Annotated in this window: 10 protein-coding genes; 3 read left to right on the top strand and 7 right to left on the bottom strand. The window is 37.6% G+C overall.

The genetic code is table 11. The annotated features are described in order from the left end of the window. Positions 1-6: 6 nt before the first annotated feature. Positions 7-1,128 carry a TlpA disulfide reductase family protein gene (locus LA313_RS02670; RefSeq protein WP_228913067.1) on the top strand — a complete coding sequence of 374 codons (1,122 nt, stop codon included), beginning with the start codon at positions 7-9 and terminating at the stop codon, positions 1,126-1,128. Between the two features lie 75 nt (positions 1,129-1,203). Here the strand turns inward: LA313_RS02670 and LA313_RS02675 are convergent, their stop codons facing one another. Together LA313_RS02675 and LA313_RS02680 are read right to left on the bottom strand one after the other, a co-directional pair. Further along, a complete protein-coding gene (locus LA313_RS02675; protein ID WP_228913068.1) occupies positions 1,204-1,878 on the bottom strand; it encodes an SIMPL domain-containing protein in 675 nt (224 codons plus the stop codon). Between the two features lie 46 nt (positions 1,879-1,924). Next, a complete protein-coding gene (locus tag LA313_RS02680) occupies positions 1,925-2,575 on the bottom strand; it encodes a rhomboid family intramembrane serine protease (RefSeq protein ID WP_228913069.1) in 651 nt (216 codons plus the stop codon). A 54-nt stretch (positions 2,576-2,629) separates the two neighbouring features. Between LA313_RS02680 and LA313_RS02685 the strand changes: the two genes are divergently transcribed. After that, entirely contained in the window at positions 2,630-3,538 is a 909-nt protein-coding gene (locus tag LA313_RS02685) for a lysophospholipid acyltransferase family protein (RefSeq protein ID WP_228913070.1), read from the top strand. Here LA313_RS02685 and glmM read toward each other — a convergent pair. Then, positions 3,528-4,916 carry a phosphoglucosamine mutase gene (glmM, locus tag LA313_RS02690; RefSeq protein ID WP_228913071.1) on the bottom strand — a complete coding sequence of 463 codons (1,389 nt, stop codon included), beginning with the start codon at positions 4,914-4,916 and terminating at the stop codon, positions 3,528-3,530. The genes LA313_RS02685 and glmM overlap by 11 nt on opposite strands. A 161-nt stretch (positions 4,917-5,077) precedes the next feature. Here glmM and LA313_RS02695 point away from each other — a divergent pair, with 161 nt between their 5' ends. Then, a complete protein-coding gene (locus LA313_RS02695; protein WP_228913072.1) occupies positions 5,078-5,662 on the top strand; it encodes an acyl carrier protein phosphodiesterase in 585 nt (194 codons plus the stop codon). 278 nt (positions 5,663-5,940) lie between these two features. On the opposite strand, the gene LA313_RS02700 is transcribed toward LA313_RS02695, so the two are convergent. The 4 genes from LA313_RS02700 to LA313_RS02715 form a co-directional block, all read right to left on the bottom strand. Next, the gene (locus LA313_RS02700) at positions 5,941-7,758 is read right to left on the bottom strand and encodes a hypothetical protein (protein ID WP_228913073.1); all 1,818 of its coding nucleotides are present in this window, start codon (positions 7,756-7,758) and stop codon (positions 5,941-5,943) included. A 520-nt stretch (positions 7,759-8,278) separates the two neighbouring features. After that, a complete protein-coding gene (locus LA313_RS02705; protein ID WP_228913074.1) occupies positions 8,279-9,328 on the bottom strand; it encodes a M12 family metallopeptidase in 1,050 nt (349 codons plus the stop codon). A gap of 1,020 nt (positions 9,329-10,348) precedes the next feature. Continuing rightward, positions 10,349-11,671, bottom strand: a complete 1,323-nt coding sequence (locus LA313_RS02710; protein WP_228913075.1) for a hypothetical protein — start codon at positions 11,669-11,671, stop codon at positions 10,349-10,351. Positions 11,672-11,844: 173 nt separating this feature from the next. Continuing rightward, positions 11,845-13,164: a hypothetical protein gene (locus LA313_RS02715; protein WP_228913076.1), complete on the bottom strand. Its 1,320-nt coding sequence runs from the start codon at positions 13,162-13,164 to the stop codon at positions 11,845-11,847. Positions 13,165-13,198: the final 34 nt, after the last annotated feature.

Below are 13,198 nucleotides of genomic sequence, written 5' to 3' on the forward strand. Positions count from 1 at the left end.
CAAATTATGCGTAAAATTTTATTAGTTGGACTGGTTGTTCTCCTTGCCGCTTGTGAAAGTGAAAATGAGGGCTACCGTGTAAGTGGAACAGTACAGAATGCTCCCGACGGGCAAAAGGTTATTGTTTCAGAATTAAATGACAGTAACACCCAGGTTGTGCATCTGGATACTATAGAAGTCCAGGATGGCAAATTCGAATTAGATCTTCCTGAAATAGAAAAACCTACGATTAGCTTCCTAACCATTGAAGGAACCCGTGGAAACGTGGTCTATATTGCTGATAATACACCTATAGATTTCAAAGTGTATCCTGACAGTATTTATTCTTCAGAAGTTTCTGGAGGAGAAGATAATGAAGTACTAACCTCCTACCTTAAGAATGTGAGAGAGGTAAGCAGGAAAATGGGAGATAACAGAACAGCCCTTAGAGAAGCAATGATGAACAGGGATTCTGTTACCCTGCAAAACTTACAGACTTTTCAGCAACAGTTATTTGAGGAAGATAAACAGGCGAAAGTTGAATTGATCGAATCAAATCCTAATTCTATTGTTTCTGTAATGATCCTGCAGGACATGTTGAATATTTCAGCTTTCTCTTCTTCAGAATTAATGGGGTTTTATAATCAATTAAGTCCCGAAGTTAAAGAGGTTCCTTTGGCAAAAACAGTAAAAACACGCCTCGATAAAATGAGTAAAACCGCTGTGGGCAGCAAAGCTCCTGATTTTAGTGCTCCTACCCCACAGGGAGATGAGCTTGCTTTAAGCGATGCTCTTGGAAAGGTTACCCTTGTGGATTTCTGGGCTTCCTGGTGTAAACCATGTCGTGTAGAAAATCCAAATATTGTGGAAGTATATAAGAAATATCACGATCAAGGCTTCAATATCATCCAGGTTTCCCTGGACCGTCCCGGGCAAAAAGAAAAATGGATCCAGGCTATTGAAGATGATAATCTTGGAGAATGGAACCATGTCTCCAATCTAATGTTCTGGCAGGATCCTGTAGCAGTGGAATACGGAATTCGGGCTATCCCGGCAGCCTTTCTTTTAGATGAAAATGGAAACATCATTGCAAAAGATCTAAGAGGAGAAGCCCTTGGAGAAAAAGTTGGTGAGGTTTTAAATAACTAGGCTTTCTGAAGCTAATTACATTTAAAATTGGAAAGGGTGCCCATGGGCACCCTTTTTTTATTACAATACTATATTTTAGTTAAGTAGAAATTCAACATTGACCTTTACTGTAATTTCCATTTCTCCCGGTGCGATACTTTGTTGCTCCGCACTGTCAGCTTTCATTTCCATCACCCTGTAAACAGGCTGATAATGATCTGTTTGCACCTCCGAAATATGAATTGCCTTGCCCGCACTCTGCCCTAAGGCAGTTGCATATTCTTCAGCCTTCATTTTTGCATTCAAAACTGCCTTTTTCCGGGCTTCAGATTGGAGAGCATCTTTTTTAGAGGTCCTGAATTCAATACCATCAATCCTGTTCAATCCTGAATCAAGTAAACCAGACATGATCTTTTCATAATCCTTCAGATCCAATAATTCAATAGAAATCGCCTGATTGGCAGAATACATTGTATCCTTTGTATTATAATTAACTTCTTTATTGAGCCTTATATATTCGGTTTGAATATTTTTTGAGACCACTCCCTGGGATTTTAAAAATTTAATGACCTGATCTACCACTTTATCATTTTTCCGCTTAACATCTGCAGCTGTTTTTCCAGTATGTTCAATTCTGGAATTGATAAGAACTTTGTCGGGAACTATGTTTACAGTTCCGGTTCCAAGTACAGAAATTGAAGGAATAGGTTTTTCCTGAGCAAAACCTAATGAGTATCCTAAAATGGCAATTAAGAGAAGATATTTTTTCATAATTATTGAATTAATTAATTCTGAAATTTCAATTTCAGTGCCAATGTCAGATTTTCCCGGTTTTTTGTAGGAAAAAAAGTAAAACAATGGGAATTGCAAGTAAAATAACCATCAACAAACTTGTTGTAAACAATTGCGGCACAAGAATTAGGGTTAGAATATAACCGCCTACAGCACCTCCGAAGTGTGCATCGTGGCCAATATTTCCTATCCTGTTTTTCATTCCGTAAATAGAGTACAGCATGTAGCCAATACCAAAAACGTATCCCGGGATAGGAATGGGGATAAAAAACATATAAAGGCTCATTTCCGGGTAAAGCAATATACCGGCATAAATAATCCCTGAGACGGCGCCGCTGGCTCCTACAGCATTATATTGTAATTCATCTTTATGAAAGTAATAGGAAAGTAAATTACCAATAAGCAAACTGGCAAAATAGATTAGCAAAAAACTAATACTGCCAAGCGAGGCAATTACTATATCGGCAAAGAAGAACAAGGTGAGCATGTTAAGAAAAAGGTGCGCAGTATCTACATGTAAAAATCCTGAAGTCAGGATCCTTATCTTCTCACCCCTTTTTACCGCTGCAGAGTTGAATTTGTATTTTTCGAAAAACGAATGATCCTTAAAACCTTTGAACGAAAAAATAATATTGGCTGCTATGACTAGAATGGTAACCAGGTCGAAATCTCCCATTAATGCTAAAATTTAGTGCCAAATATACCATATATTTGCCTAAATGACTTTTTCATGCAGCGTTTAGTTTTCTGGCTGGTTTACCCGTTTTTGTGGCTTATTTCAATTCTTCCCTTCAGGCTCTTCTACCTCTTTTCGGATCTTGTTTTTCTTGTTGTTTTTTACCTGGTTGGATACAGAAGGAAGACGGTACTAGAAAACCTGAAACTAGCATTTCCCGAAAAATCGGGCACTGAACTTAAAAAGATTAGGAAAGACTTTTACCGGCATATGGTGGATATGTTTCTTGAAATGATAAAAAGTCTCTCTATCTCCAATGAAGAGCTAAAAAAGCGATTTAAATTTACCAACATTGAAGAAATTCAGAAGATTAGGGACATGAATAAAAGTATCCTTTTAGCCTGCGGACATTACGCCAGCTATGAATGGATGAATGCCCTGCAGCTTTACGGGCTGGACTATAAAGGTTTCGGGGTTTATAAAAAGGTGAAAAACCGTTATTTCGATCAACTTGCCAAAGACATTAGAGGTCGCTATGAAGGTGTTCTTATTTCCACAACCAAGGCGACAAGGGTAATTACTGAAAATGAAAAAAAGGGAATTCGCGGAGTTTATGCAATGATCGCAGATCAATCCCCAAAAATCTCCCGGGCCCGAGCCTGGACAAACTTTATGGGAGTAGATGTACCTGTATTTTTGGGGTTGGAACATTTATCCCATTCCCTGGATATGGTAGTAGTTTACCTACATGTAGAAAAAGTTAAAAGAGGCTATTATGAAGCCTCTTTTAAAACCATTTCATATGAACCGGCTAAGGAACGGCAGTTTTTCATCACCCGGAATTATTTTGATAAACTGGAAAGTCAAATCAAACAGGAGCCCCGTTACTACTTATGGACTCACAAAAGATGGAAACATAGGAATGCTCCAAAATCCCGGGATGCTGTAATCATTAAAGATTAGCAATCTCTTTTATTTCACCGATCATCTTTTGAGCTACTTCATCTGCCCTCTCCTGGCTCTTTGCCTCGGTATAAATTCTTATAATAGGTTCTGTATTGGATTTCCTAAGATGTACCCAATGTTCCGGAAAATCTATTTTCACACCGTCTACCGTACTTACCTGCTCCCCTGAATATTTCTGTTCCACCTGCTGTAAAATTTTATCTACATCAAGCTGCGGAGTAAGTTCTATTTTATTCTTGCTCATAAAATATGAAGGGTAGGTCTTTCGCAGTTCAGATACCTTCATCTTCTTTTCTGCCAAAAAGGTCAAAAACAGAGCTACTCCTACGAGGCTGTCCCGACCATAATGAAGCTCTGGATAGATAATACCTCCGTTACCTTCACCACCAATGACGGCATCGTTCTTCTTCATTAATTCCACAACATTTACCTCACCTACAGCACTGGCTTCATAACTACCTCCATGTTTTATGGTGATATCCTTAAGAGCACGTGAAGAAGAAAGATTACTAACGGTATTTCCTGGGGTTTTACTTAAAACATAATCTGCGCAAGCCACCAAAGTGTATTCCTCCCCAAACATTTCCCCTTCTTCAGTTATAAAAGCAAGCCTGTCAACATCTGGATCTACTACAACTCCCAAATCTGCCTGTTGCTTTTTCACAACATTACATATGTCAGATAGATGTTCTTTCAAAGGTTCGGGATTGTGAGGGAATTCCCCGGTTGGTTCACAATAAAGTTCAATCACCTTCACTCCCAGCCTCTTCAATAATTTCGGAATAGCGATTCCACCTGTGGAATTAACCCCATCTACTGCAACAGTAAATCCTGCTTCAGCAATTTTTTTAGCATCAACCAAGGGAAGCATTACCACTTCTTCAATATGAGTATCGATATAATGTTCCACTCGCTTTACTTTTCCCAGGTCATCCACTTCTGCGAAAGAAAAATCGGCATTTTCTGCTATTTCCAGAATTTCAGCTCCTTCATCTCCACTTAAAAACTCGCCTTTTTCATTGAGCAGCTTTAAAGCATTCCATTGCTTTGGATTGTGGCTTGCGGTAAGTATAATTCCCCCATCTGCTTTTTCCATTGGAACTGCAACCTCAACCGTAGGCGTTGTCGAAAGATCAAGATCAATAACATCAATCCCCAGGCCTGTAAGTGTATTCATTACCAGTTGTTGGATCATATGTCCCGAAATCCTTGCATCCCGACCTACTACTACCGTCGTTTTTTTCCCTTTACGGCTGTTCTTGAGCCAGCTTCCATAAGCGGCAGCAAACTTCACTGCATCGATAGGTGTAAGATTTTCTGAAGGTTTTCCTCCAATGGTTCCGCGAATTCCGGAAATAGATTTAATAAGAGTCATAGACTTATTTTAAAGGTTTGTCAAAAATGCCATTTTCTAAACTTATTTTTCTGCGGAAGGAATTCAGCAAAAAAATCAAGGCAGCACAAAGATACAGTCCTTCTGAAGCCGTCACAAACCTTAACAAAAATTAAACAGAGAGATTAATTACCTTAGCCTGTATGAATTTTCTAGCTCATATATATCTCTCCGGAAACAATGAAGATGTAATCCTGGGGAATTTTATCGCGGATTCCATTAAAGGAAAAAAGTACCTCGCCTATCCTCCTGAAGTTCAAAAAGGCATTCTCCTGCACCGGGCTATTGATTCCTACACCGATTCTCATCCTCTTGTAAAGAAAAGTTCTGCAAAATTACACAAGAATTACAGTCACTACAGTGGAGTAATTGTGGATATTTATTACGACCACTTTCTTGCTTCCCGCTGGGAGGAATACTCCGAAATTCCGCTGGAAAATTTTGTTGCTACTTTTTATAAATTGCTAAAAAGGAAATTTGATCTTTTACCTGCTCCTATTCAAAGATTCCTTCCTTACATGATTTCTGAAAACTGGTTATTGAGCTATGCGAGTATTGAAGGAATTGCCAGGATCTTATATCAAATGAACATCAGGACGAAAAATATTGTTCAAATGGATCGTGCAGTCAATGATCTTCAAGAGCATTACGATGACTTCTCTGAAGAATTCCAGGAATTTTTTCCTCAACTGCAGGAGTATTCTTGCAAAAAAATTTCTTCCCTGTAGATTTTCAAAATAGTCATTTTTACATGCGGTATTTTAAATCTATGGTAAGCTTTAATTTCAACCAGAATAATTTACAGTAGAAAGACGCGAATCTTATCAATAAAAATCATTGTGTAGAAATACCTCATATTTGAGGAGTAAGATGTGGAAAATTTACACAGTATCAAAGTGGAACCAGCTAACGTCCAAACGATTATAAAACCATAAAATTAACATTCTGCAAAATTTAAATCAAAAAACCCGGCAAAAAGCCGGGTTTTAGAAAATATTTTATTGATCTAATATCCTGAGGAGGATTTTGAATTAAGATCATTTGTTCTATTATTAAGAGTCTTTTTAGAGACCCCTGTTGGACTCGCCATTCCTCCAAGCGGGGTAACATCTATTTTTGCTACTCCTGCCAATACTTGGGTATTGGATGAATCATAGAATAAAGCAAAATCGTTAGGACCCGGTTCAATAACCGAAGCACAACCAATTAATACACTTCCAACCCCTTCCATTATGGGATGGGAACGATTAGACGATTCTGGAAGTTCAACAGCGCCGCAATCTACAGCTCCACCTGTATTGTGTAGAACAGCTCCCATGTTTAGGAGAAATTGATTTTGTACAGTAATATAAGAATAGTAACCATCCCACTCACCAACAAAAACAATTCTACCTCCCTGAGCAGCAAATGCTTTAAGGGTATTAATTTCTTCAACTGTATAGTCCACAGTTGGCATAACAAGAAAAATAATTTTAACATCACTTGGGATAGAGGTTATAGAACCAGAAGTAGAATAAATATCAGTGATAGAAAAACCTTCGTTCTGGATCGTATTTCTCATGGTATCCCAATTGCCTTCAACACATTCGCCATTTCCATTTTCGGTAGCACATTCTGCACCCCGTCCAAAGTCCATTATTACAACGTCGCCATCATTCCTCGATCCCTCTGTAGTATAAGTCACGAGATTCTGGACCAGTCTCACATTGTCGGGATCTGTCATAAAATTATTTTTAAAAAGATTAATATCGTTGAATACCACGATATCTCTTCCAGGAACTTGTATATCCTCACAACCTAGCTCGTTTACCTGAACACCAGGAGGAGTTCCGGGACATTCGTCTACAGAGTTGGGTACATTATCATTATCACAATCTGCATCAGGATCATTAGGATTACATTCTGTAGTGTCACCACATTCAAAAATTATATGATGGTAAGCTGGTATTTGTACTTCCAGTGCATCTATACTGGCCTGAGTAATTTCAAAATCGTAATAATCTCCTTCATTTGCAGTGTAGTCGAGATCATCATGATTCAACACAGTTACTCTGGCGTAGTAAGTTTCATCTCCAAGATCTGGCAATGCAAAACATAACACAGATGCTGAAGGCCAATCTCCTGCCATTGTAATCACATTCGTATCATTAGAAATACCAACTTCATCTGTCATAGCGGCATCAGTGTATACATCAATATTGAAATAAGCTGGATAATCACGTCCTGTTTCATCGTCACAATAGTTAACAAAGACACAATAGCTATTTTCTACTTCTACAACGTCAAAGTCGAAGAAAGGATATCCATAAGCAGTTTCTTCTCTGGCTATGTAACATAGAACATCAACATCAATATATGGTTTTGTCCCAGCTACCAATTCAATAGTCAAAGGAAGAGCATCATCTACCTCAGTAGCAAAAGATCCTCCCTCGCGTGGAGCCACCCAAAGTACCTGATCGCTTGCATCATAAACTGCAAAATGTTGCAAATAATAGGTGCCCGCAGGAGCGGCTAGATCTTCAGAATAAACTGTTTCCCAGGATCCATTATTATTAACAAGATCTACCTGAATAAGATCAAAATCGTCCATTTCGGCATCTTCTTCGGTAGACCATCCCAACATCACATAAGCGGGTACTGCCTCCGCATCACATTCGTAAACTGCCTGCTTATTTTGTTGATTAAAGGAGTTCAACAGTGCACCAAAAGTTAATTGTACGGTTTCAGGATCATCAGAGATCACTCCTGCTTCCTCTTTACTACATGAGGTGAAAATCATTGCAAACATGGCCAACCAGGCCATGGAAGTTTTAAAATTTTTCATAATTTAATGGTTTTGGTTAATAAATACATGTTTCCGGTTTTAATAAAAGGGGAACTGACGAAGCATTACATCCAGCACATTTTCGTCTGAAAAAGAATAATTTTAATTCAACTCTACAGGATACTAGACAACCCATGATCACAGAATGGAATAAATCAACTTTTTCTTTGCCGGGGGGGAGTAACAAGGGAGTATTAGTTACACGATATTTGTCGCAACTAACTCAGTAAATATATATGAAATTGATAACCAACACAATAAGGGAATTCCCTACTTATCGAAAATTCCAGCTAAAAATTATATAAAATAAAATCCAGTCCTTTCGATTTCAGGAGAGCCTTTAAGTAAAGTAGAAAATTTCTACAACCTCACCCGAAAAAATGTGGAATTAATTCCCACTTATTAATAGAAAAAAAACATTTGAGGAGGAACAAAACCAGCAGGAAGTTGGTCATATTAACAACCAGATATAAAAAAACCCGGCTAATTAGCCGGGTTTTTTTATATCTGGTTGTTTTGTCTACTTGTAATACCAAATTCCGTTTCTAAGCTCTACTGCTCTCATACCATATGGCCCTAGATAATACCATCCATTGTAAAACCTTAGCACTGTTAATCCTTCAATAGTATAGTACTCTCCATTGACATAAGTTTCAGGAGTGGTCGTTGTCTCTCCTCCCTGGTATGGATACATATTATTAATCCCTGTTTTGTCTCCAGTTGATAACCTGGATCTTTGAACAGAATAAGTACCCCCATTTTTTGTAGTGATAGTAGGCTTACCGTTACTTGAGAAAGAATAGGCTCCATACATCATGATGGATCCAAAGTCAAGTGTACTGGTAAACTCGTCTCCATCCATACCTTGTGCGGAATAAGTGTGAAAGTTAAATTCTCTTCCACTCTGGATGTTATCGTAGTGAATAGTAATGTACTGATCTCTATCCACACGACTTTGTTCATGCCATAGACCAACGGCATGGCCTATTTCATGAATAGTATTTCCTGTAGAACAAGAGGACGATAAGGTAATATTCTGCCTTCCTCCTACCCTTCCTACATATGAAGAACAACCTGAGCCAGTTACAAAATAGATATAGCTGGATTGAGAAGTTCTTTCCACAAATTTAAGGTTAGTGTTTGCCTCCCAGTGCTTAATAGCCTCATAGACTCTGGATTTATTATCAAGTCCACTTTCAATAGCATAGTAGACCGTGTTATCTGGCCATCTTCCTGAAGTTCTTCCAACACTCTTATTACCAGAAGGTACTTCATCTTTCTCATAGACGAGTTTTACTTCTTCATGGGTGACCATGTCAGGAGAGAGGATAATATCCCCCTGATAAACATAATTTCCACCAACTTCTTCAACAGGTATTTTCTGACCGGCGTAAAATACTTCTGTTACCGGGCCCGGCTCTGGACTGGCAACTTCTACCATTTCCTCATTGGAGGCTTTAATGGAAGAATCAGTTCCATTTAGTTCATCCAGGTCGTTAGGGTTATCCTTTGCACAAGATGCAAATAAAGCAATTGCAGGAAGTATATATGCGAATTTAAAATTTTTCATAAGTAGGTTTTCTGTTTTGTGTAACAATTGAACTTTGGGAATTCTAGTGTTACTCATTTTTTTTAGTGTTTTGATAGCGTAAGGTTTTAGTTAAATACAATGCTTTTAAAAACAAAATAAAATCTTAATATCGATATGATGCTTTTACACCTTGTAATAACTATGCCAAAAAAAGGTTAAATAGTAATTTAACTATTTAAGGAAAATTCGAAATGAGAGCATAGAGTTTTTTTACATTTTACAAAAAGTTTTAGTGTTAATATTTGTTTTTAAAACTTTAGAACCTGATCAGATCTAACTTAGGTAAAAATAAAAATTTTAATTCTTTTAAGATAACTTTAATAAACTTTAACACTCTGAATTTTAATTATATAGGAAAATTCTTACGAGATAATTATTTTCAGAAAATTAATTTTTAAAGCCTTGACAAAATAAGTGAGATTATCAACTATTGATTTTTGGTAAAGCCGTTGCCCGTAACAAATTCCTAGACTTTTCGTCAATTGCAATTCTTGAATTGGTAGATATAAAAATCCAAACTTAAAAATACTCCCGGACTAGGTTTATTTAAATCTATGCATAAGAGTAAAAAATACTCTTGTTAATAATTGGATTTGCTAATTGTGCAGGATTGTCAAAACCGAAGTTCTGCAGAGGAAAATAAAGCCATTTACCGGATCCATAACCCTGAAAATGATTTTTTAGGGCTCCTCTATTTCTAAACAAGTTTTATTTGCCATTGTAATTATTAAACGGACAATAATCTTTAGATATATCTTTTCAAATAACATGAACTTAAAAGCGCGTCTTCTCATGCTTCAGCTCTAACAATTATATTTTTTAGCGAAGATGCAATTTGGTGCTACTTATTAAAAATATTTCCCGGTCTTATGAAGCTTTTAATCTATTTTTTTTATTCTATAGTGTTTTTAAAGCGGCAGGCTTCGGAGTATTTAATTTTCGGGTATAAAAAAAGGGCAACTTTCCAGTTGCCCTTTCCCTGTTTTCTATAGAATAGATCTACAGATCGTAACAATTAATCGTTTCGACTTTTATATAAAATGGATATGAATAATTGAAGCCGTCAAAAGTCATGGAAATTTCGCCATACTCATTCACAACGTTAGCACATTGAGTTTCCCAACAGGTTGTATTCATTGCGCCTCCTGAATTTGGCCTTACCTCTACTGCGTAAGCCGACATTCTATCGCTATCTCCGTAAGGAGTGTCTAAAATCAACCTGATCTCGTCATTATTGATCAACGACGCATCTACAGCACCTAATTCAACTTCATCCATTCCTATTAAAGCTAAAAGATCGATATCTGTCGCGCTGTCAATTCTTACCCAACCTTCTTCAGAATCTTCAAGGTAAGTAAACTTACAATTTTCACTTAAAGGATTTTCTAGATTAAGTTCGCATCTAACATTTGTATCACAAACATCACCTGGACCTCCGCCACAATTAATTCTAATGTGGTTATAGGCAGGGATAAATAGCTCCTGACCGTCAATATCGGCTTGAGTAAATGTAAATTGATGAACGTCGGAAGGATCAGCAGTATAGTCAAGATCGGGATGGTTAAGCACCGTTACTCTCGCGTAAAAAGTATCGTCACCTAAATCTGGTAGTGCAATACAAAGTACAGAAGCTGCGGGCCAACCTGTGGTTGCTTGAGTAATAGTGTTTGTATTATTGGATAACACTACAGGTGTACCATCATACTCATCCGACCAAACTTCAACTTGGAAGTATGCCGGATATTCACGCCCGGTACCGTCATCACAGTAATTAACGAATATACAGTAGCTGTTTTCCACTTCAATAACATCAAAGTCAAAGAAAGGATATCCATAAGCTGCTTCTTCCCTGGCATAATAACATAGAACATCAACATCAATGTACGGCTTGGTTCCGGCCACAAGATCAACTCTAAGTGGAAGTGCATCGTCTACTTCTGTTTCAAAGGCTCCCCCTTCGCGTGGAGCAACCCAAAGCACCTGGTCGTTTGCATCATATACTGCAAAATGCAGCAGATAATAAGTACCGGCAGGAAGGGCCAGATCTTCAGAATATGCAGTTTCCCATGATCCGTTGTTATTGATAAGTCCTACCTTGTAAAGGTCATAAGTACCCATTTCTGCATTCATGTTTGTAGATCCACCTAACATAACATAGGCTGGTTCTACTCCATCTCTACATTCAGCATCTGCTTGCTTATTCTGTTCATTAAACGAATTAAGTAAAGCTCCAAATGTTACTTGTACTGTTTCAGAATCATCAGTATTAACTTTTGTTTCTTCTGTACTACAAGAAGTAAATATCAATGTTAGAGCAAACATTGAGAATATTAAGTATCTAATTCTTTTCATAATAGATTGTTTTAAAAATAAGTTTGTTGATAAGAAATTTGGCTTAAAAAATAGCATTTTCAACTACACGTTGATATTGAAAGCCGTCTACTAAAGCAGACGGCTTTCAGAATTCTAAACTGTTTTAAAAGAACTTTTGAATATTAGTCTACACCATTAAAACAGATGTTTGCATCGAACTCAACAGCCACGGGGAAGTTAATTCCATCAACAACCACATTCTCATCGACCATATAAGTCACAAGGAAATCATTCTCCTCTATATTCTGAACACAGATATCTGTATTAACAAAATCGGGTAAAGAGATTTCAACATCAGTCGCAGTCCAACCTTCATAGAGATCAATAGAAGCATCCATGCTGTAAGCTCCGGCTGACTCAAGATCAAAAGTTATTACTCCCACTTGTTCATTATTATACATTAATGGATAGAACGGATCAGTGTTAACTGGGAAACCTTCAATACTTACGGTTTCAGCAAAAGATAAAGTCACACATCCGTCTACCGGTGCAGGGATACATCCTGTTGGAGGAGGAGTATCTCCATCACAACCAATTCTGAAATGTTGATAACCTGGAGTTCCAGCCTCAATATCATCCAGATCAGCCTGAGAAATTCTGAATTCATGAACATCTCCAGCTTCAGGAGTATATGCCTGTCCATCATCTAAAACAGTTACTCTTGCATAAAGATCTTCTCCTACAATTTCAGGTAAAGCAACACATAGTACTGAAGCAGCTGGCCAGTCTCCAGTCATATCAACTTCATTCATTCCAGTAGTTACTAGTTCAGAACCTCCAAATCCATCAGACCAGATATCAAGTCTAAAATGAGCTGGATACTCTCTTCCTGTAGCACCTTCACCAACGAGGTCACAGTAATTAACGAATACACAATAGCTATTTTCAACTTCTATAACGTCAAAGTCAAAGAAAGGATAACCATAGGCTACTTCTTCTCTGGCAAAATAGCAAAGAACATCCACATCAATATAAGGTTTTGTTCCAGCTGCCAATTCAATTGTCAAAGGAAGAGCATCATCTACCTCAGAGGCAAAAGCGCCCCCTTCACGTGGAGCTACCCAAAGCACCTCATCACTTGCGTCATAGACTGCAAAATGTTGTAAATAATAAGTGCCTGCAGGAACGGCTAGATCTTCAGAATAAACTGTTTCCCAGGATCCATTGTTGTTAACAAGATCTACCTGAATAAGATCATAATCGTCCATTCCGGCATCTTCTTCGGTAGACCATCCTAACATAACATATGCAGGTACCGCCTCTGAATCACATTCGTAACTGGCCTGTTTATTTTGTTGATTAAAAGAGTTCAACAGTGCACCAAAAGTTAATTGTACTGTTTCAGGATCATCAGAGATTACTCCAGCTTCCTCTTTACTACACGAGGTAAAGATCATCGCAAAAACTGCCAACCAGGCAATTGAAATTTTAAAATTTTTCATAATAAATTGAGTTTTAATTAATAATTAGAATGGT

Source organism: Salinimicrobium sediminilitoris (assembly GCF_020866905.1).
Lineage (GTDB): Bacteria > Bacteroidota > Bacteroidia > Flavobacteriales > Flavobacteriaceae > Salinimicrobium > Salinimicrobium sediminilitoris.

Excerpts from the sequence above, each read along its gene's own strand:
- LA313_RS02685 (WP_228913070.1), top strand. The coding sequence starts at position 2,630 with ATGCAGCGTTTAGTTTTCTGGCTGGTTTACCCGTTTTTGTGGCTTATT.
- LA313_RS02675 (WP_228913068.1), bottom strand. The coding sequence starts at position 1,878 with ATGAAAAAATATCTTCTCTTAATTGCCATTTTAGGATACTCATTAGGT.
- glmM (WP_228913071.1), bottom strand. The coding sequence starts at position 4,916 with ATGACTCTTATTAAATCTATTTCCGGAATTCGCGGAACCATTGGAGGA.
- LA313_RS02705 (WP_228913074.1), bottom strand. The coding sequence starts at position 9,328 with ATGAAAAATTTTAAATTCGCATATATACTTCCTGCAATTGCTTTATTT.
- LA313_RS02710 (WP_228913075.1), bottom strand. The coding sequence starts at position 11,671 with ATGTTTGCTCTAACATTGATATTTACTTCTTGTAGTACAGAAGAAACA.
- LA313_RS02715 (WP_228913076.1), bottom strand. The coding sequence starts at position 13,164 with ATGAAAAATTTTAAAATTTCAATTGCCTGGTTGGCAGTTTTTGCGATG.
- LA313_RS02695 (WP_228913072.1), top strand. The coding sequence starts at position 5,078 with ATGAATTTTCTAGCTCATATATATCTCTCCGGAAACAATGAAGATGTA.
- LA313_RS02670 (WP_228913067.1), top strand. The coding sequence starts at position 7 with ATGCGTAAAATTTTATTAGTTGGACTGGTTGTTCTCCTTGCCGCTTGT.
- LA313_RS02700 (WP_228913073.1), bottom strand. The coding sequence starts at position 7,758 with ATGAAAAATTTTAAAACTTCCATGGCCTGGTTGGCCATGTTTGCAATG.
- LA313_RS02680 (WP_228913069.1), bottom strand. The coding sequence starts at position 2,575 with ATGGGAGATTTCGACCTGGTTACCATTCTAGTCATAGCAGCCAATATT.